The organism is Bradyrhizobium sp. Kon56 (assembly GCF_055807635.1).
Map to the genome: position 1 here is coordinate 1 of NZ_JBVVOU010000004.1, position 17,747 is coordinate 17,747.

The window sequence follows — 17,747 nt, forward strand, 5'->3', positions numbered from 1 at the left end:
CACGGCATAAGCCGTCCAACCATCGCGCAGGGAAGGCCGAGTGATTGGCTACACCTGTATGCTGCTGTGCGGTTTCCTTGCGCTACATTTTCGCGCAGCGGACCGCGGGTGCCAGCCGGCACCCGGTCTTCCCTGCGCCCTCTTGGCTTTGAGGGTGGAATGACCAGGCAAAGCTCGGGCGAAACGCCGCGAGGACGCGAAGGCGTGTCTACGGCTACACACTCCCTGTCATCGCCCGGCTTGACCGGGCGATCCAGTATTCCGGGACAGTTATGATTGAACCGAGAAGCCGCGGCGTACTGAATTCCCCGCTTTCATCGGGGAATGACAGTGGTGCTGGGAGGACGAAGCCGCCGCCTCATACTCCGTCATTGCGAGCGCAGCGAAGCAGAGTCTTACCGCGGAGAGACTCTGGATTGCTTCCGCCTTCGCTAAAGCTTCGGCGGACAAGTCGCTGCCCTCGCAATGACGATGTGGGGAGAATGTGCGCCACACTCCGTTCTCGTGCCCTGGACGCAGCGCAGCGCTTTTGCGGTGCGGCTGCAGAGCCGGGGCCCATCTCGCCGCATCACGCCGTGTCGCCCTGGTCCCGGTTCTGCGCAGCAGCGCCATAAGCGCGTTTACGCGCGTCTTCGACACGCTTTGCGCGTTGCAGCTTGTCCGGAACATGAGAGGCTCTGTGCGCCTTTCAGAGATCGCCACCGCGCGGAAATTTACGCGTGCCTCACCCCTGGTTCACCACGCGCGCGCGGTCGAGATGCTCCTCGATCTTGGGACGGTCGCGGGTGCGCTCGAAACTGGTGCAGAGCAGTTCAGTCTCCTCGAGCGAAACCGGGGCGCGATACAGCCGGCACATGAATTCGGCCGTTGCGCGTCCCTTGCCGGTACCCGGCCCGCGTTCGGCGAGAAACATGCAGTCCCGGCAGACGCTGGCATCGAGCCGCTGATTTGCCGCGTCGAGATGATTGAGGATCTCGCGCAGCGAATCGCGCAGCCTGACGCACTCGTCGGGTCCGAGCGCCGTGACCGCGTTCAGCACGTGATTGACCGGATCGTGCTGGCTCAGGCACTTCTCGCCCTGCGCAGTGACGTGCAGCACGACAGAACGCTTGTCTTCGTGCGACGGCTTTCGCACCAGGAAGGTCTTGCTCTCCAGCGTCTTCACAATCTGCGATGCAGTCGCCCTGGTGGCGCCGATGAAGCCGGCGAGCGCGGAGGGCGTGCGCGAAAACCTGTTGGCGCGGCCGAGAAAGCGCAGCGCCATCCATTCCCGATCGCGCAACCCATGCTGATCGCCTTCGAAATACCAAGCCCTCGCTGCCTGAACCAGCAGCTCCACGGCTTCTCTTGCCAATGGCATGAATTCCTACCTTGCCCCGGGAGTCACGTCTGCGGCGCTCCGGAGCCGCCTTCCGCCGTTGCGCACGAGCCGTTTGCGAGAAGCCGGACCACCGGCAACGTCCGAGACATGCACCGTGCTCTTCTCTCGCGTGAAGGCACGGCCTGCCCGGCGCCCGACCTGGACTGATGAGCACTGCAAGCTATGGCGTGGGAGGCGGTGTTGCTGTGGATATGCCATTCGCGGCGTCGTCGCACGGGAGCCCGAATAGCCGTCGCCACCAGACGATGGATCGGAGTAGTTCAACCGAAGCCCCTAAGGTTCAAGTCATACGCAGACGTTTCTTATCTTCCGACGAAACGATGAATGACCTTCTCAATAAAATCAAGTAGAGACCATCTCGCAGACAGGATGTCGTCGCAGGCGAATGTAACGTTCAAGACAATCTCGCTCCTCGGGACACATGTTGGTGAACGCAATACGCTGTCCCACGAGCAACATGCACGCGACTATGCGACGGTTTTATTGCACGGCCCGTTGGCTGTCGTTGATGCAAGTTGATCGAAGCTTGTGCAGGACGACGATGTGCGTCCGCATGTCATCCACAACTTGTAAGTTCTGCCAAGAATTGTCCGAGGGAACTCACAGGAATTACACGCGGCGGTTGTCCGGACTGAATCAAGGAATCGCCGGTTCAGTCGCTTTCGGCGCGGCTCCGCTACTTTCTCACCCGAACGGTGGAGACGATCACGGCGGAAACCGGAGACGGGCGTGCATGCGCATGCGCTGGAAGCGTGGCGGCATGCGCAATCGCCTGTCGAAAACAACGAGCAAGGTGCGATCGCGTGGCGCCTCGCGCGCCGACTCAATCTGAGTCGCCCTTGAGCATGTCCCGCAGCTCGCGGAACGGATCGGCGCTTGGGGGAGCCGAAGCGTCCTGCCGCATCGCGCCATAGATTCTCGGGACCATGTCGACCGCCTGGTCGAGCCCCGAATCACGTCCCGCCTGGTATCCGCCCATCAGGCGAAGGTCGCGCGTGTCCTCGTATTTGGCGATCATGGCGCGCAGCTTGCTCACCAATTCGCGCTCTTCGGGGTCCCAGACGTTATGGGCGAGACGGGAGACCGAACCCAGAACGTCCACCGCCGGGTAACGTGCCTGGTCGGCGATGTGCCTGGAGAGCACGATGTGTCCATCGAGTGTGCTGCGGATGGTATCGGCGATCGGCTCGTTGTGATCGTCGCCATCCACCAGCACGGAGAAAATACCGGTGATCGTCCCGGATCCCTCCTCGCCGGGCCCGGCGCGCTCCAGAAGGCGCGGCAGATCGGTAAAGACGGTGGGTGCGTAGCCGCGCGCGACCGCGGGCTCACCGGCGGCGAGCGCCACTTCACGGGCGGCGTGGGCGAAGCGGGTGATCGAATCGACCATGAGCAGGACGGATTCGCCCCGGTCTCGGAAATATTCGGCGACCGCCATGGCCGTCTTCGGCGCCAGTCGCCGCATCATCGGGCTCTCGTCTCCCGTCGACACGATCGTGACGGCGCGGTGACGATCGGCGCCCAGCACGTCCTCGATGAACTCGCGCACCTCGCGGCCGCGCTCGCCGACCAGGGCCAGTACGACCGTGTCAAAACCCTGGCTGCGGGCGAGCATCGCAAGCAGCGTCGATTTACCGACACCGGAGCCGGCAAAGATGCCGACACGCTGGCCGGCACAGATCGGGGCGAACAGGTCGATGACGCGTACGCCGGTGCGCAGCGGCTTGTGGACCCGCGCGCGCTTCATGGCCGAAGGCGCCTCCGCCTCGGCCGAGACCGGACGCGACCCGGGGGTGAGAGGGCCCTGTCCGTCCAGGGGCGCCCCGAGCGCGTTGATGACGCGGCCCTTCCAGCTCGGATCGGGCGCGAAGGACAGGGGCGGCATCCGGTAGGCGACCGAGCCGAGGCCGCCGGCGAACTGCCGGTCGAACGGCTTGGCGATGATGCCCTCGCTGTCGATCCGCACCACCTCGCCGATCTGGGGCTTGCCGCCGGAGTTGACGCCGATCAGCTCGCCAAGCCTGACGAAGCGCGACAGGCCGGAGACGCGGAAATGCGTCGACGCGATCTCGGAGATCGCGCCGCTGACGCTTGCCAGGGGAGTGCTCTGCTGAAGCTCCAGCAGCGCCCACTCAAGTTGCCGAAGAGCGTTCAAGGAAACCGTCCAACCTCATTGCGCGCGGGCGCAGTCTATTTGCCGGGTTCGCCCAGCGTCCGGATTGCGTTCTGGAGCGAGCTCTCGGTGCCCTCGATCATCGAATTGGTGCCGTCGAAGGCGCGCGAGGCCGCGATCAGCTTCGTCAATTCCATCATCGGATTGGCGCCCGAGCCTTCGACATAGCCCTGCTTGAAGCCGTCGCGGGAGAAGTCGGCGATCGCGGTCGCAGGCCGGTTGGGCGTGACGCCCGAATTGCCGTAGCGGTCGAGATTGGCGTCGGCGGGAATGTTGAACAGGCCGATGGTGCCGATCTCGTTGTTCTCCTGGGTGATCGCGCCGCTGCGCGCGATCGAGACCGGTCCGCCGTTCGGATCGAGGGTGATCTGCGCGCCGCCGGAATCGATGACGGGGAAGCCGGACACGGTCTGAAGGTCGCCGTTGGCGGCGATCTGGAGTCGGCCGTCGCGCGTATAGACCGTTCCGTTCGGACCGGCGAAGGCGATCCAGCCCTGTCCGACCACGGCGACGTCGAGTGGGTTGCCGCTCTCGGTGATGCTGCCCATCTCGCGCGAGATGATGTTGTCGCCGGGCGAGGAGAAGGCGACCGGGTTCGCGCCCGCCTTGGACAGCACGGTCTCGAACTTCACCACGTCGGTGCGGAACGCCGCCGTGTTGACGTTGGCGACGTTGTTGGCGATCGTCTGGAGGCGCTTTTCGAGAGCGACCTGCGCCGACAATCCTACATAGAGGGCCGATTGCATGACTTACCTGTTGAACTTGATGTTCTGAAGTGTCGTGAGCACGTTGGAATCCATGCCGATCGACGTCGTGGCGCCGCCGATCAGGACCAGCGCCGGGTTGGTCGAGTTGTCGCTCTGGGCCTGGGTCGCATCCCACATCGCCGCGAAGCGCTGCACGAATTTGGTGACCTTGGCCGGGTCCTGGAAATCGGTGAGCTTGATCTTGCTCGTGATCATCTTGGCCTGGGCATCGATATCAGCCGAGCTGATCGTCGACGGCAGGCCGAGCGCCGTCTGCACCACTTGCGTCATCGCCTTGTCCGCGAGGATCTGGTAGGAATTGGTGATCGTGGAGGCCTTGCGCGTGAAATAGAGCGCCAGCCGCAGGCCCTCGTTCTGGTCGCCGGCCTTCTCCTCCATCGTCTGCGTAACGTATTGGGTCGCCGTGCCGGTCGTGGCCGCGGCGGTTTGGGTCGCCTTGTCGCCGAGGGCGGCGAAATTGAAGGCGGCCGCGAATTGCCGGTAGCGGGTATCGGTCAGCTTGTTGGCGAAGGTCTTGTTGTCCGCGATACCCTCGGTCAGCACCTTGCGCATGAACGCCTTGGCATAGGTCATCTCGCTGAGGCCATATGCCTTCATCGCGTAGGAGTAGAGACGATAGTCCTTCAGGAAGTCGTCGATGGTCTTCACGTTGCCGATGTGGCTGAGGAAATAATCGGTGTCACGGCTGACGTCCGGCTGCGTCGCGACCTGTGTCAGCGACTTGCCCATGTCCTTGGTCAGTCTGGTGTAGTCCGCGATGGTGGATAGCATGACACGCGCCCCTCTGGCCGCTCTCGCGACGTCGTCCCAAGCTGCCGTGAATCGCTTGCGCGAGGCTGGCGAGGGGGAAGCCAGCCTCGCGCAAGGCTCGCCAACTAGATATTCCCGATGGGATCGGTGATGGAGCGGCGCGTTGGGCAGTTTCGTGGGGATCGTCATCACGGTAGCGGCACTGCTGGGCGGATTTGCCGCCATGGGCGGGCATCTGGGCGTGCTGATGCAGCCGTGGGAGTTCGTGATCATCATGGGCACCGCGGCCGGCACCTTCATCATGGCCAATCCCTGGAAGACGGTCGCGGATACCGGGCTTGCCTGCGTGCAGGCGGTGACGGGAGCGGTGCCAGGTCAGCGCTACTATCTCGATCTGCTCGGTGCGCTGCACGCGCTGATGCGGGAGCTGCGGGGCAAGGGCCGCAACGAGGTCGAGGCGCATATCGACGATCCCGCGTCCTCCGAGATCTTCAAGGCGTACCCGAGCGTGCTCGGAGATCCGTCGCTGCTCCAGTTCATCTGCGACTACGTCCGCCTCATCATCATGGGTAACGCGCGAACGCACGAGATCGAAGCGCTGATGGACGAGGAGATCCACACCATCGTGAAGAGCAAGCTGGCGCCCTACCACGCGCTGGTGGTGGTCTCGGAGGCGCTGCCTGCGCTCGGCATCGTCGCCGCGGTGCTCGGCGTCATCAAGGCCATGGGCGCGCTTGACCAGTCCCCGAAGCTGCTGGGCGGCTTCATCGGGGCCGCCCTCGTCGGCACCTTTGCCGGTATTTTCCTGTCCTACGGGATCATTTCGCCCTTCGCGATGAAGGTGAAGATGACGCGCGAGAAGCGCTGCCGGCCCTACATCATCGTCAAGCAGACGCTGCTGGCGTTCATGAACGGCGCCATGCCGCAGATCGCCGTCGAGCACGGCCGCAAGATGATCGCGAGCCCCGAGCGGCCCTCGATCGACGTCGTCGAGAACGAGACGATCGCGGGCCCCAAGGCTGTCGTGACCGAGGTTGAACCGAAGGCTGCGCGCGCATCATGATGGAAGCCCTCGAAATCGATCAGCGCAAGCCGCTGCCGAACTATCTGCTGGACGCCGCCGGCATTTCGATCGAGCGCATGCCGATGCTCAATGTGATCTTCGATCGCATGGCGGCATCGTGCACGGACAGCCTGCAGCCGATGGCTGGAACGCCATGCTATTTCTCGGTCAACGGCATCACCAACGACCGTGTCGGCGACATCATCAAGGACTACGAGGCCAACGCGGTTGCGGCGGTGCTCTATGCCGAGCAGTGGGACTCCCGCATCATCATCATGCTCGACCGCGACTTCGTGTTCACCATGGTCGAGGCGATGTTCGGCTCCGATGGCGCCGAACCGCCGCTCGACGTCGAGCGCAGCTTCTCGAACATCGAGATCCGCCTGGTCCAGGCGCTGTTCGAGCGGTTCGCCAAGGCGCTGCAATCCGCTTTCGCCGGCACCTCCAACGTCACCTTCCGCGTCGAGCGGGTCGAGACCGCCATGGCGTCGCTGGCGATCGGGCGGAGCGGCAACATGTCGATCTGCGCGAACATCATGCTGCAGGCGCTCTACCGCGGCGGTCAGATGTTCCTCATCATCCCGCATTCCGCGCTCAACCCGCTCAGGCAAAAGCTCGCGACCGTCGTCGTCAGCGACGGCCGCGCGGCCGATCCGCGCTGGCGCGAGCAGATGGAGACCGAGGTTCACCGCACCGAGGTGACGCTGAGCGCCGTGCTGGACGAGAAGATGATTTCGCTGGGCGACGTCGTGAAGTTCCAGGTCGGACAGGTGCTCGAGCTCGAAGCCACGCCGCGAACGCTGGCTCGGCTCGAGAGCAACAACCAGGTGCTGTTCTGGTGTCAGATCGGCCAGCTTGATGGCTATTACGCCATGCAGGTGGCAGATCCCGTCGATCAGAAACGGGAGTTCGTCGATGATATCCTATCTCGTTGATGCCGTGCTGCTGATCGCGCTCGCCTTCACCAGCATGCGGGTGACCCGGATGCATCGCGAGCTGGCGCGGTTGCGCAGCTACCAGGGCGAGTTCTCGACCATCGTCCAGGAGACGGCGGGCGCGTTCGACACGGTCATCACCGCGGCGCATGATTCCACCGCAAATCTCGGGCGGCTCGCCAACGTGCTGAGCACGAAGATCGACCAGGCCCACGAGGCGATCGCGGCGCTCGATGCGAGGAGCGGACTCGCATCCGCGGCGACCGCGGGCGGCGCCGACGTGAACAAGCATTGAAGCCGAAGCCGGCGGAATAAATACGATCGGAACGTCGCGGCGCTCCGGGAGCGGAAATACCAAGAGGCGATACCAAATGGCGCAATCCTTCGACTATGAGTCAGCATCGGCGTCCGACGAGGGGCATACGGAGACATCTCCGCTGGAGCGGCTGGCGGAGATCGCCGCGCGCACTGCGGAGGAGACCGGCAAGTTCGCCAATGTCGATGCGATCCTGCGCATTCCCGTGACCATGCAGGTGGTGCTGGGATCGGCAACCATTCCGGTGGCAAACCTGATGAAGCTCGGCCGTGGCGCGGTGGTTCCGCTCGACCACCGGGTCGGCGAACCCGTCGACGTCGTCGTCAACGGTCGCGTCGTCGCCCGCGGCGAGGTCGTCGTGGTCGAAGAAGACAATTCCCGCTTCGGCGTCTCGCTCACCGAAATTGTCGGGCCGTTGGGACAGGGTGATACCTGACCATGGCCGCACAGGTCGGCATGGCTCCCATCAAGCAGCGCGGCGTCGCCACGCTGGGCGGAACGGAGAAGGTCGCGGCACTCCTGCTCGCCATGGGCCGGCAGGCGGCCGCCAGCGTGCTCGCGCAGTTCGAGCCGCAGGATATCCGCACCGTGACAAAGGCCGCCGCCGAGCTACGGCCGATCACGGCGCAGGAACTGGAAGCGATCGTCGAGGAGTTCGCCCAGCAGTTCTCAATGGGCGCCAACATTCTCGGCACCCTCGGCGGCCTGGAAGCTGTGCTCGGCGACGTGCTTCCGGCCGATCAGGTCTCGGCGATCATGTCGGACCTGCTCGGCAATTCGAGCCGGTCAGTGTGGGACCGCGTCTCGTCGGTGTCGGAAAACTCGCTGGCAAGCTACCTGTCCAAGGAGCATCCGCAGACCGCAGCGCTCATCCTGTCCAAGGTCAAGCCGTCCTGCGCCGCCAAGGTCATGAGCCAGCTGCCGTCGAGCCTGCGCAACGAGCTGATGCGGCGCGTGCTCAGCCTCAAGCCGATCGTCGACGACGCCATGAGGGTCCTCGAGAAGACGCTGCATGAGGATTTGACGCTGAATTTCGCCCGCAACCTCGGCGCGGACACCTATGCCCGCGTCGCCGACATCATCAACAAGATGGAGCGCGGACACATCGAGGACATGCTGAAGAGCCTGTCGGAGAAGCGGCCGAAGTCGGCCGAAGTGCTGAAGGAGCTGCTCTTCACCTTCGACGACGTCACCAACCTGACGCCGAAGGCGCGCACCATGATCTTCGACCAGGTGCCGACCGATCGCATCGTGATCGCGCTGAAGGGCACTGACAAGCACTTCCGCGAGATGATCCTGTCCTCGGTCGCCTCGCGCGTCCGCCGGGTCGTCGAGCACGAACTCGCCATTGGCGAACCGTCGAACCAGCGCGACGTGCTGGAGGCGCGGCGCGTGATCACGGACCTCGCGCTCGACCTCGCGGAAAAGGGCGAAATCGAGCTCAACCCCGAGCAGGAGGATGAGCTGGTCTTTCGCTGACCGCTGAACGGGCATGGCAGAAACAACCGATCAGGAGAGCAAGACAGAAGAGCCGACCGAGAAGAAAGTCCGCGATGCGCTCGAACAGGGCAAAATCCCGGTCTCTCGGGAGGCTTCCATCTTCGCCTCGATGGCCGCGCTGATGGTGATCCAGGCGTTCCTGATCGGTCAGGGCGTGCAGCAATTGACGCCGATGCTGACGGGCTTTCTCGACGATCCCGACGGCTTCCCTCTCAGCACCGGGGCCGACGCCCAGAATCTCCTCATCGTGGTCGGGCTTCAGGCACTGCGATTCCTGACGCCGCTCGTCGTCACCCTGGCGGCGTTCGGGCTCGCAGCCTCGCTGTTGCAAAATGCTCCCAGCCTGGTGCTCCAGCGCATCACGCCGGACCTTTCGCGAATCTCTCCGCTCGGCGGCTGGAGCCGGCTGTTTGGATCGCAGGGCCTTGTCGAGTTCGCCAAGTCGCTGTTCAAGCTCGCCGCGGTCACCGTCGTCGTCGCGTTCGTGCTGCGCTCGTCGGAAGCGAAGGCGTTCGAGGCGATGTACACCGATCCGGTCGCGCTGCCGGAGATGATTCTCAACATCGCCATGCGAATCGTCTCGGCGATCTGCATCGCGACCATCGTCCTGGTCGCGGTCGATCTGGCTTGGGCGCGCTTCCACTGGCGGCGCGAGCTGCGCATGACGCGGCAGGAGATCAAGGACGAGCACAAGCAGGCCGAAGGCGATCCGCTGATCAAGGCGCGCCTGCGCTCGCTGGCGCGCGACCGCTCGCGCCAGCGCATGATCGCCTCCGCATCGCGCGCGACGCTGGTGATCGCGAACCCGACGCATTTCGCGATCGCGCTGCGCTACAATCGCGAGGAAAATCCGGCCCCGATCGTCGTGGCGAAGGGCATGGACGTGATTGCGCTGAAGATCCGCGAAGTCGCCGAGCAGAACCGGATTCCGGTGATCGAGAACAAGGCGCTGGCGCGCGCGCTCTACGAGGCGGTTCAGGTCGACCAGGTAATTCCGGCGGAGTTCTTCCGGCCGGTCGCCGAGATCATCTACTTCCTGCAGTCCAAGCAGACGCCGCAGTCCGAGAAGGTCCAGTAGAATTCCGAGGACGGCGTCCCTTCCATCAGCCTGACGAAAGCTTGCGACCCTAAGGTTACACCGTCTGAACCAGAATGGTGCTGCCGTGGGACCGCTCTATCTCTTCGAACTCGCATCGTCGCAGGCGCGATACCTCGAGCTCCGCCAATCGACGATCGCCACCAACGTCGCCAACGCCAACACGCCGGGCTTCAAGGCGCGCGACGTCGAACCCTTCAACAAGGTGCTCGACGGCATGCCGGTGAGACTGGCGACCACGTCGCCGTCGCACCTGCAGCTCTCCCCAGCCGAGAGCGACACGCGGGCGACTGCGAAGAAGGACAGCTGGGATGTGGTTCACTCCGGCAACTCCGTCAGTCTCGAGCAGGAAATGATCAAGGGCAGCGACGTCAGTCGCGATTACTCGATGAACTCGGCGATCGTGCGGTCGTTTCACCGCATGCTGCTGTCGAGCGCGAAGACCTGAGGTGAACTGACATGCTGGACTCATTGCAATCCTCGTTGACGGTCGCGAGCTCCGGGCTCGAAGCGCAGTCGACGCGCATGCGCATCGTCTCGGAGAACCTCGCCAACGCGACGTCGACAGGGCGCTCAGCCGGCGCCGATCCCTATCAACGCAAGACGATCACCTTCGACGCCGCGATGGACCGCGCCTCGGGCGCGCAGCTGGCGAAGGTCAAGGAAATCGGGGTCGACACCACGCCTTACCGCGTGGAGTACGAGCCGGGGCATCCCGCCGCCGACAAGGCCGGCTACGTCAAGCTGCCGAACGTCAACATGATGATCGAGATGGCGGACATGCGGGAAGTCAACCGCTCCTATGAAGCCAATCTGCAGGTCGTGAAACAGGTGAGGTCGATGCTGGGCATGACCATCGACCTGCTGAGGAGCTGACAATGCTTGAAGCGATTTCATCCACGGCGATTTCGGCCGGGCAAGCGGCAAGCCGCGCGACCGAGACGCAGGCCATCTCGCCGGCGGCGACGCCCGCGATTCAGTCCGGTGGCGACGTCGGATTCGAATCGGTCATGAAACAAGTGACGACGGACGCGATCGGGACGCTGAAGGCGGGCGAGGCGGCCTCGGTCTCGGCGATGCAGGGCAAGGAATCGACGCGGCGCGTCGTCGAGGCGCTGATGTCGGCCGAGCAGGCCTTGCAGACGGCGGTCGCAGTTCGCGACAAGGTCGTGCAGGCCTACCAGGAAGTCGTTCGGATGTCGATCTGATCAAGGAGTGACGCTGTGAAATCGCTTGCCATCGCGGCCACGGGCATGAACGCCCAACAGACCAACATCGAAGTCATCGCCAACAACATCGCCAACATCAACTCGACCTCGTACAAGCGGGCGCGTGCCGAGTTCACCGATCTGTTCTACCAGATGGACCGCATGCAGGGCGTTGCGAACACCAGCGGCTCGTCGCCGATTCCGGAAGGCGCCAATCTCGGCCTCGGGGTCAAGTCGGCGGCAATCCGCAAGCTGCATATCCAGGGCGCGCTCACGCAGACCGGCAATCCCTACGACATGGCGATCAACGGCCGCGGCTGGTTTCAGGTGCTCGGTCCGAACAACGAGGTGCAGTATACCCGCGCGGGTTCGTTCAACACCAATGCCAATAGTCAGCTCGTCACGACCGACGGCTATCTGCTGGATCCGGCAATCACGGTGCCGCAGGGAACGGTCCAGGTCACGGTCAACCAGACCGGACAGGTGTTCGCCAAGCTGGATACGGAAGTGAACCCGAGGCAAATCGGGCAGCTCAATCTCGCCAATTTCGCCAACGAGGCCGGGCTCGAACCGCTGGGCAGCAATCTCTATCGCGAGACCACGGCGTCCGGCACGCCGGTCGTCGGGCTGCCCGGCGATTCCGGCTACGGCAAGATCAACCAGCAATATCTCGAAGCCTCGAACGTCGATCCCGTCAAGGAAATCACCGAGTTGATCTCTGCCCAGCGCGCCTACGAAATGAATGCCAAGGTGATCCAGGCCTCGGATGAAATGGCCCAGACGGTCTCGAAGGGCATGCGCTAGTTCCGGTGTATCCATGTTGAACAGGATGGGCTCGTTCATGCGCGGGATGGCCGCAGTGCTGCTGGTTCTCGTCTCGGCGCGTCTCGCCGCGGCCGAGGAGAAGCGGCTCCCCGTGCCGGCCGTCTCGATCCGCGCCGGCGAACTGATCCGGGACGACATGATCACCGAGCGCGCCTTTGCGCCGAACGTGCTCGGCGTCGCCATATTCATCGAAGGACGCCAGGTCCTGGTCGGCCGCATGGCGCGCCGCGCGCTGCTGCCCGGCCAGCCGATCCCGACCAACTCGGTGGAGGATCCCTGGACGGTCGCCCGCGGCGCCATGGTCAAGGTCGTGGTCGAAGACAGCGGCCTGTCGATCGTGACCTACGGCGCAGCGATGCAGTCCGGCGCGCCCGGCGCGCTCATCCCGATACGAAACACCGATACCGGTGTGATCATCAGGGGCGTTGTCCAGCCGGACGGCACCGTCAAGGTCGTGGACGGGTCATGACCAGAGTCCTGCTTGCGCTCGTCCTGCTCGTTTCCGCCGCCAGCGCCCAGGCCGCCGTCCGCATCAAGGACATCGCGGACATCAAGGGATTGCGCGAAAATCAGATCGTCGGCTACGGCCTCGTGATCGGCCTGAACGGGACTGGCGACACGCTCCGCAATGCGCCGTTCACGGAGCAGTCCCTGCAATCGATGCTCGAGAACATGGGCATCAATGTCAGGAACGAGACCACCAGCACCAACAATCCGCCGCGTCCGACGACGCTGCGCACGCGCAACGTCGCGGCCGTCATGGTGACCGCGGACCTGCAGCCCTCGATCGGTGCGGGCGAGCGCATGGACGTGACGGTGTCATCGCTCGGCGATGCGACCTCGTTGCTCGGCGGCACCCTGGTGATGACGTCGCTGCGCGCGGCGGACGGAGCGGTCTATGCAGTGGCGCAAGGCGCCGTCACGGTCGCCGGCTACAGCGTCGGGGGCCAGGCCCAGAACGTCAGCCAGGGTACGCCGACCGCGGGTCGCATCCCGAACGGCGCGCTGGTCGAGCGCGAGGTGCAGGGTAGTCTCCATGAAATGGAATATCTTGTGCTGGAGCTCAAGAACCCCGACTTCGTCACCGCAACGCGAATCCTCGACGCCATCAACCGCTACGCGGGCGGACGCTACCGCGCCCAGATCGCCTTCGAGCGAGACTACCGCACGATCGTGCTGTCGAAGCCGCGCCACATCGGACCGGTCCGCTTCCTTGCCGAAATCGGCGAGCTGACGGTCGAGCCGGACACGCCGGCGCGGGTGGTGATCAACGAGCGTACCGGCACGGTGGTGATCGGACGCGACGTGCGGATATCGACCGTTGCCGTGACGCACGGCAATCTGACGGTCCGGGTCACCGAGCTTCCCGTGGTGTCGCAACCCGCGCCGTTCTCGAAAGGGCAGACGGTGGTCGTGCCCCAGACCGTGGTCGAGGCCAACGAAGCCGGATCGCAGGTGGCGATCCTGAGCGGCGTCGATCTCCAGCGCCTGGTGCGCGGCCTGAACCAGATCGGCCTGAAACCATCCGGCATCATCGCGATCCTCCAGGCGATCAAGACGGCTGGCGCCCTCCAGGCGGATGTCATCGTGCAATGACGCGTAAGCGCCGTGCAAGCTTGGTCGCTCAATGCTCTCTCGACCGAGAATCGCACGCGGGCCGATGTTGAAGCTGGATCATAAAGCCAAACTCCTCCTCCTGGTCGCAGCCTCCGCGCTCGCGAGCGCTTCGCCCGTTCTGGCGCTGGATGAGGCCAAGCCGTCGAAGCCGCTCAACCTGCTGTCCTTCGCGCGCGCCCGTGCGTCTGGCCCACAGAAGCCAATCTCATCGATCCCGAGCGACAATGCGTCGATGCGAGCGACAGCGTGGGCAGCCGAAGATTCGGGACCAGTGATCACGGGTGCCGTTTCGGCCTCCGAGAAGCCCGCGTCGGCACCCACAGCCGCGGCGCGACCGGCCAAGCCCGGCAGCGTCACGGCGCCGCCGAAGCCGGTGCCGCCCCAGGCCGCTGCAACCGCGGACAACGAAGTCGCCCTGTTCTGCAGCAATGTCGCCGACTCCGCCGCCGATGCAAGGCTGGCCTGGCAGCTCAAGGAGCTGGAGAAGGCCGAGAACCAGCTTCGCGAGCGGATCGCCGAGGTCGAGGCCAAGCGCGCGGAATATGAGAAGTGGATGGCGTTGCGCGACGAGTTCCTGAAGAAGGCCGAAGCGAGTGTGGTCGAGATCTACTCGCGCATGAAGCCGGATGCCGCCGCAACCCAGATCGCCGGGATGGCGGACGAGACGGCTGCGGCCGTGCTCGCAAAGCTCAGCCCGAGGAGTTCGAGCGCAATCTTCAACGAGATGGAGACGGGCCGCGCGGCGCACCTCGCCGATCTGCTCGGCGGGATGCGTCGCGTGGATGACGGAAAGACCAAATAGATGAAGAATCTGATCCTCATCCTGTCGCTGTTATCGCTTGCGGGATGCGTCACTGATCCGGCCGAGGTCCTGACTGGCCCGCGACTGTCGCCGGTCGGGAGCGGCCTGAGGACGCAGGCCGATCCGATTCCCGTGACCCCCCGTATGCACTCGCCCGTCAGCTATCGCTCGACCTGGGACGACGGCACCGACCTCTACCGCGATCCCCGCGCCCGGCGCGTCGGCGACGTCGTGACGGTGATCATCTCGATGCAGGACAAGGCCAAGCTCGACAACAAGACCGGCCGCTCGCGCGATTCGCAAATCAAGTTCGGACTCGACTGGCTGATGGACGTTGCGGGATGGCAGGACAAGGGCTCGACGAGCGCCAACCTCAACACCAACACCCAGATCAAGGGCAACGGCCAGATCGACCGCACCGAGGATATCAAGCTGTCGATCGCAGCCATCGTCACCGACGTGTTGCCGAACGGCAATATGATGATCAGCGGCTCGCAGGAATTCAAGGTCAACACGGAAATGCGCGTGCTCAACGTCGGCGGCATCGTGCGTCCACGCGATATCTCGCGAACCAACACGATCTCCTACGAGAAGATCGCCGAAGCGCGCGTGGCCTATGGCGGTCGGGGAAATCTCTCTGACGTGCAGCAGCCTGGATGGGGACATCGGATCTATGACGCCGTGGCACCGTTCTGAGATGCGCTCCCGTCGGGCCGCGTCACGAGGGCAGGGGACGTCATGCGCCTGATTGTGGCCATCGTGGTGCTGACCCTGATCGCGATCGGCGCGGGCGCGCTTGCCGGCCTGCATCTGTTTGCGGCCGCCGAGCGCGTCGCGGATGCGAAGAAAACCGCCACGCCGCCGCCTCTAGCCTCGAGCTACGCCGGCAGCGCGCGGCTCAGGAAGCTGTCCCCGATCGTGACCAATCTCGGCGCGCCGGCCAACAACTGGGCCCGCATCGAAGCCTCCATGGTGACCGACAGCATGAGCGACGAGGATGCCGGCATCCTGGCGGCCCATATCAGCGAAGACATCGTCACCTATCTGCGTTCGGCGACGGTGGCGCAGTTCGAGGGATCGCGCGGGCTTCAGCATCTGCGCGACGACCTGACCGAACGCGCCAATATCCGCTCCTCGGGCAAGATCCGCGAATTGATCATTGAGACGTTGGTGATTCAGTGAAACTGAGAGTCCTGCTGCTTGCGTTGCTCTTGGTCGTGCTGCCCGAAGTGGCACTGGCCCAGATTCCGGACCTCAATTCGCTGCTGCCACCGGGCAACGGCTCGACCAGCGGCCGGATCATCCAGCTGATGGCGGTGATCACGGTGCTGTCGGTGGCGCCGGGACTGCTCATCATGGTGACGAGCTTCACGCGATTTGCGGTGGCGCTGTCATTCCTGCGCGCCGGTCTCGGCCTTCAGACCACGCCGGCCAATCTGGTGCTGATCAGCCTCGCGCTGTTCATGACCTTCTACGTGATGGCGCCGACCTTCGACCGCGCCTGGGAAACCGGCATCCAGCCGCTGATGAAGAACGAGATCTCGGAGGAAGAGGCCTATCTGAAGATCACCGATCCGTTCCGCGAATTCATGCTGGCCCATGTTCGCGACAAGGATCTGCAGACCTTCGAATCGCTCGCCGCGGAGAGCTTCCGCAGGAAGTTCGACGACAAGCGCGTCGACATGCGCGTCATCATTCCGGCCTTCATGATTTCCGAGCTCAGGCGTTCGTTCGAGATCGGGTTTCTGATCATCCTGCCGTTCCTCGTCATCGACATGATCGTGGCGACGCTGACCATGTCGATGGGGATGATGATGATGCCGCCGACGATCCTAGCATTGCCATTCAAGATGCTGTTCTTCGTGCTGATCGACGGCTGGAACCTGCTCGCCTCAGGGCTGGTGCGGTCGTTCTCGTGATGGCAACGAGCGCCAGAGGAATGGTTATGGTTAGCGAGAAGTACCGGACTATGGTTACCAAAATGTACTGTTAACCATCTGATTTTACAGCGTAATTCAAGCCAATCTTAATCCACGCGCAAGATTCGGCGTGCTAGCAATGCGTCACGGCGGGTTGGACCCCACCCACATCAGTCCAAAGGCATGATGCCGCCCCTCCGTACCGGTGAAAGCCCGGTATGTCCCCTCGTGAAAATGTAACGCGTACATAAAGGGACATTCGCAATGTCAAGCCTGCTTACGAACTCGACCGCCATGACCGCACTCCAGACCTTGCGGTCTGTGAGCTCGCAGCTCTCCACCACGCAGACCCGCATCTCCACCGGCCAGCGCGTCTCGACCGCTTCGGACAACGCTGCCTACTGGTCGATCGCGACCTCGATGCGCGCCGACAACGCCGCGCTCTCGGCGGTCTCCGACTCGCTCGGTCTGTCGGCTGCGACCGTCGACACCGAATATACCGCTTTGACCACAGTCATCGGCGACAAGGACTCCGGCCTGACCAAGCTCCAGTCCCTGCTGGTCGAAGCCAAGACAGCCGGTATCGACCGCAGCAAGATCCAGGCCGACGTCACCCAGATCCAGCAGCAGATGAAGGCGACAGCCAATGCGGCGACCTTCAACGGCATCAACTGGCTGAGCACGACCGCCACCACGCCAACGACCTTCAGCCTGGTGTCGTCGTACTCGCGTGTCGGCGGCACGCCCACCATCGGCTCCATCACCGTGACCACCGCCAACTACTCGCTCTACACCTCGGCGCAGGGGGGCATTCTGGACACGGCCGGCTCGACCGCTCCGTCGATCGACACGATGAGCATCTCCGCACTGACCGACTCGGCAGCTGACCAGACCACGCTCGATGGCTACATCGCGCAGGTCACCGCTGGCATCAACTCGGTGGCCTCGGCCGCCGCCAACCTCGGTGCTGTCAAGAACCGCCTCTCGACCAACACGGACTTCGTGAAGTCTCTGATGGACTCCGTGGATCGCGGTATCGGCCAGCTCGTCGACGCCGACATGAACCAGGAGTCCACCCGGCTGTCGGCCCTCCAGGTCCAGCAGCAGCTCGGCGTCCAGGCGCTCTCGATCGCCAACAACAGCAGCCAGAGCATCCTGTCGCTGTTCCGCTAAGCCTCGAACCATCCGAAGAGGGCCGCGCTTCTTGCGAAGCGCGGCCCTTTTGTTTGGCGTGACGTCGCGCGCCGCAATTTCGGCCGCCTTGTTGCGGCAAAGCCACAGAGCCACAAGCCTCGCACAAGCTTCGCGGGCTATCGTCGCCGTTACGACAGGTTGGGCCTTGACGCTTCTGCGCAGCCCAAAGGCATGACGCCGCCCTGCCGTACCGGTGCAAGT

21 protein-coding genes are annotated in these 17,747 nt (G+C 63.9%); 17 read left to right on the forward strand and 4 right to left on the reverse strand.

Annotation, left to right across the window (positions count from 1 at the left end):
* Positions 1-724 precede the first annotated feature (724 nt).
* From AC0L3B_RS07750 to AC0L3B_RS07765, 4 genes are all read right to left on the reverse strand, one after another.
* Complete coding sequence (locus tag AC0L3B_RS07750; RefSeq protein ID WP_204512168.1) at positions 725-1,360, reverse strand: MarR family winged helix-turn-helix transcriptional regulator; 636 nt, start codon at positions 1,358-1,360, stop codon at positions 725-727.
* 844 nt (positions 1,361-2,204) lie between these two features.
* A complete protein-coding gene (gene fliI, locus AC0L3B_RS07755; protein WP_473380250.1) occupies positions 2,205-3,536 on the reverse strand; it encodes a flagellar protein export ATPase FliI in 1,332 nt (443 codons plus the stop codon).
* 35 nt (positions 3,537-3,571) lie between these two features.
* A complete protein-coding gene (gene flgF / locus AC0L3B_RS07760) occupies positions 3,572-4,300 on the reverse strand; it encodes a flagellar basal-body rod protein FlgF (protein ID WP_456653546.1) in 729 nt (242 codons plus the stop codon).
* Between the two features lie 3 nt (positions 4,301-4,303).
* Positions 4,304-5,092: a DUF1217 domain-containing protein gene (locus AC0L3B_RS07765; RefSeq protein WP_204512167.1), complete on the reverse strand. Its 789-nt coding sequence runs from the start codon at positions 5,090-5,092 to the stop codon at positions 4,304-4,306.
* A gap of 142 nt (positions 5,093-5,234) precedes the next feature.
* Here AC0L3B_RS07765 and motA point away from each other — a divergent pair, with 142 nt between their 5' ends.
* The 17 genes from motA to AC0L3B_RS07850 all read left to right on the forward strand — a co-directional run bounded on the left by motA (position 5,235) and on the right by AC0L3B_RS07850 (position 17,525).
* Complete coding sequence (gene motA, locus AC0L3B_RS07770; protein ID WP_018453956.1) at positions 5,235-6,134, forward strand: flagellar motor stator protein MotA; 900 nt, start codon at positions 5,235-5,237, stop codon at positions 6,132-6,134.
* Positions 6,131-7,069, forward strand: coding sequence for a flagellar motor switch protein FliM (locus AC0L3B_RS07775; protein ID WP_039798924.1), 939 nt, complete (start codon positions 6,131-6,133; stop codon positions 7,067-7,069). The genes motA and AC0L3B_RS07775 overlap by 4 nt, the downstream gene beginning before the upstream one ends.
* Positions 7,050-7,364 carry a hypothetical protein gene (locus tag AC0L3B_RS07780; RefSeq protein ID WP_018453958.1) on the forward strand — a complete coding sequence of 105 codons (315 nt, stop codon included), beginning with the start codon at positions 7,050-7,052 and terminating at the stop codon, positions 7,362-7,364. Before AC0L3B_RS07775 ends, AC0L3B_RS07780 begins: the two co-directional genes overlap by 20 nt.
* Before the next feature lie 76 nt (positions 7,365-7,440).
* Positions 7,441-7,821, forward strand: a complete 381-nt coding sequence (fliN, locus tag AC0L3B_RS07785) for a flagellar motor switch protein FliN (protein ID WP_007595899.1) — start codon at positions 7,441-7,443, stop codon at positions 7,819-7,821.
* Between the two features lie 2 nt (positions 7,822-7,823).
* Positions 7,824-8,864, forward strand: coding sequence for a flagellar motor switch protein FliG (locus tag AC0L3B_RS07790; RefSeq protein ID WP_027570476.1), 1,041 nt, complete (start codon positions 7,824-7,826; stop codon positions 8,862-8,864).
* A gap of 13 nt (positions 8,865-8,877) precedes the next feature.
* Positions 8,878-9,963, forward strand: coding sequence for a flagellar biosynthesis protein FlhB (gene flhB, locus AC0L3B_RS07795; protein ID WP_018453960.1), 1,086 nt, complete (start codon positions 8,878-8,880; stop codon positions 9,961-9,963).
* Between the two features lie 85 nt (positions 9,964-10,048).
* Complete coding sequence (gene flgB, locus AC0L3B_RS07800) at positions 10,049-10,429, forward strand: flagellar basal body rod protein FlgB (RefSeq protein WP_018453961.1); 381 nt, start codon at positions 10,049-10,051, stop codon at positions 10,427-10,429.
* A gap of 11 nt (positions 10,430-10,440) precedes the next feature.
* Complete coding sequence (flgC, locus tag AC0L3B_RS07805) at positions 10,441-10,857, forward strand: flagellar basal body rod protein FlgC (RefSeq protein ID WP_085385293.1); 417 nt, start codon at positions 10,441-10,443, stop codon at positions 10,855-10,857.
* A 2-nt stretch (positions 10,858-10,859) separates the two neighbouring features.
* Positions 10,860-11,189 carry a flagellar hook-basal body complex protein FliE gene (gene fliE / locus AC0L3B_RS07810; protein WP_018453963.1) on the forward strand — a complete coding sequence of 110 codons (330 nt, stop codon included), beginning with the start codon at positions 10,860-10,862 and terminating at the stop codon, positions 11,187-11,189.
* Positions 11,190-11,204: 15 nt separating this feature from the next.
* Positions 11,205-11,993 carry a flagellar basal-body rod protein FlgG gene (gene flgG, locus AC0L3B_RS07815; protein WP_007595892.1) on the forward strand — a complete coding sequence of 263 codons (789 nt, stop codon included), beginning with the start codon at positions 11,205-11,207 and terminating at the stop codon, positions 11,991-11,993.
* 13 nt (positions 11,994-12,006) lie between these two features.
* Positions 12,007-12,483 (forward strand): flagellar basal body P-ring formation chaperone FlgA, encoded by a 477-nt coding sequence (flgA, locus tag AC0L3B_RS07820; RefSeq protein ID WP_204512165.1) that lies wholly within the window; start codon positions 12,007-12,009, stop codon positions 12,481-12,483.
* Positions 12,480-13,610 (forward strand): flagellar basal body P-ring protein FlgI, encoded by a 1,131-nt coding sequence (gene flgI, locus AC0L3B_RS07825; RefSeq protein WP_007595884.1) that lies wholly within the window; start codon positions 12,480-12,482, stop codon positions 13,608-13,610. Before flgA ends, flgI begins: the two co-directional genes overlap by 4 nt.
* A gap of 64 nt (positions 13,611-13,674) precedes the next feature.
* Positions 13,675-14,433: a MotE family protein gene (locus tag AC0L3B_RS07830; protein ID WP_247295081.1), complete on the forward strand. Its 759-nt coding sequence runs from the start codon at positions 13,675-13,677 to the stop codon at positions 14,431-14,433.
* Positions 14,434-15,129 (forward strand): flagellar basal body L-ring protein FlgH, encoded by a 696-nt coding sequence (flgH, locus tag AC0L3B_RS07835; protein WP_018453966.1) that lies wholly within the window; start codon positions 14,434-14,436, stop codon positions 15,127-15,129.
* 42 nt (positions 15,130-15,171) lie between these two features.
* On the forward strand, positions 15,172-15,615 hold the full coding sequence (locus AC0L3B_RS07840; protein ID WP_018453967.1) for a flagellar basal body-associated FliL family protein: 444 nt from the start codon (positions 15,172-15,174) through the stop codon (positions 15,613-15,615).
* Positions 15,612-16,352, forward strand: a complete 741-nt coding sequence (gene fliP / locus AC0L3B_RS07845; RefSeq protein WP_007595877.1) for a flagellar type III secretion system pore protein FliP — start codon at positions 15,612-15,614, stop codon at positions 16,350-16,352. The genes AC0L3B_RS07840 and fliP overlap by 4 nt, the downstream gene beginning before the upstream one ends.
* A 264-nt stretch (positions 16,353-16,616) precedes the next feature.
* Positions 16,617-17,525 carry a flagellin N-terminal helical domain-containing protein gene (locus tag AC0L3B_RS07850; RefSeq protein ID WP_018453968.1) on the forward strand — a complete coding sequence of 303 codons (909 nt, stop codon included), beginning with the start codon at positions 16,617-16,619 and terminating at the stop codon, positions 17,523-17,525.
* Positions 17,526-17,747 lie beyond the last annotated feature (222 nt).

Bases quoted from the DNA above. Each gene is read 5' to 3' on its own strand.
- flgI (WP_007595884.1), top strand. From the start codon at position 12,480: ATGACCAGAGTCCTGCTTGCGCTCGTCCTGCTCGTTTCCGCCGCCAGC.
- AC0L3B_RS07750 (WP_204512168.1), bottom strand. From the start codon at position 1,360: ATGCCATTGGCAAGAGAAGCCGTGGAGCTGCTGGTTCAGGCAGCGAGG.
- flgC (WP_085385293.1), top strand. From the start codon at position 10,441: ATGCTGGACTCATTGCAATCCTCGTTGACGGTCGCGAGCTCCGGGCTC.
- AC0L3B_RS07850 (WP_018453968.1), top strand. From the start codon at position 16,617: ATGTCAAGCCTGCTTACGAACTCGACCGCCATGACCGCACTCCAGACC.
- AC0L3B_RS07840 (WP_018453967.1), top strand. From the start codon at position 15,172: ATGCGCCTGATTGTGGCCATCGTGGTGCTGACCCTGATCGCGATCGGC.
- AC0L3B_RS07775 (WP_039798924.1), top strand. From the start codon at position 6,131: ATGATGGAAGCCCTCGAAATCGATCAGCGCAAGCCGCTGCCGAACTAT.
- flgF (WP_456653546.1), bottom strand. From the start codon at position 4,300: ATGCAATCGGCCCTCTATGTAGGATTGTCGGCGCAGGTCGCTCTCGAA.
- AC0L3B_RS07765 (WP_204512167.1), bottom strand. From the start codon at position 5,092: ATGCTATCCACCATCGCGGACTACACCAGACTGACCAAGGACATGGGC.
- flgA (WP_204512165.1), top strand. From the start codon at position 12,007: ATGTTGAACAGGATGGGCTCGTTCATGCGCGGGATGGCCGCAGTGCTG.
- AC0L3B_RS07780 (WP_018453958.1), top strand. From the start codon at position 7,050: ATGATATCCTATCTCGTTGATGCCGTGCTGCTGATCGCGCTCGCCTTC.
- AC0L3B_RS07790 (WP_027570476.1), top strand. From the start codon at position 7,824: ATGGCCGCACAGGTCGGCATGGCTCCCATCAAGCAGCGCGGCGTCGCC.
- fliN (WP_007595899.1), top strand. From the start codon at position 7,441: ATGGCGCAATCCTTCGACTATGAGTCAGCATCGGCGTCCGACGAGGGG.
- flhB (WP_018453960.1), top strand. From the start codon at position 8,878: ATGGCAGAAACAACCGATCAGGAGAGCAAGACAGAAGAGCCGACCGAG.
- flgH (WP_018453966.1), top strand. From the start codon at position 14,434: ATGAAGAATCTGATCCTCATCCTGTCGCTGTTATCGCTTGCGGGATGC.
- fliE (WP_018453963.1), top strand. From the start codon at position 10,860: ATGCTTGAAGCGATTTCATCCACGGCGATTTCGGCCGGGCAAGCGGCA.
- AC0L3B_RS07830 (WP_247295081.1), top strand. From the start codon at position 13,675: ATGTTGAAGCTGGATCATAAAGCCAAACTCCTCCTCCTGGTCGCAGCC.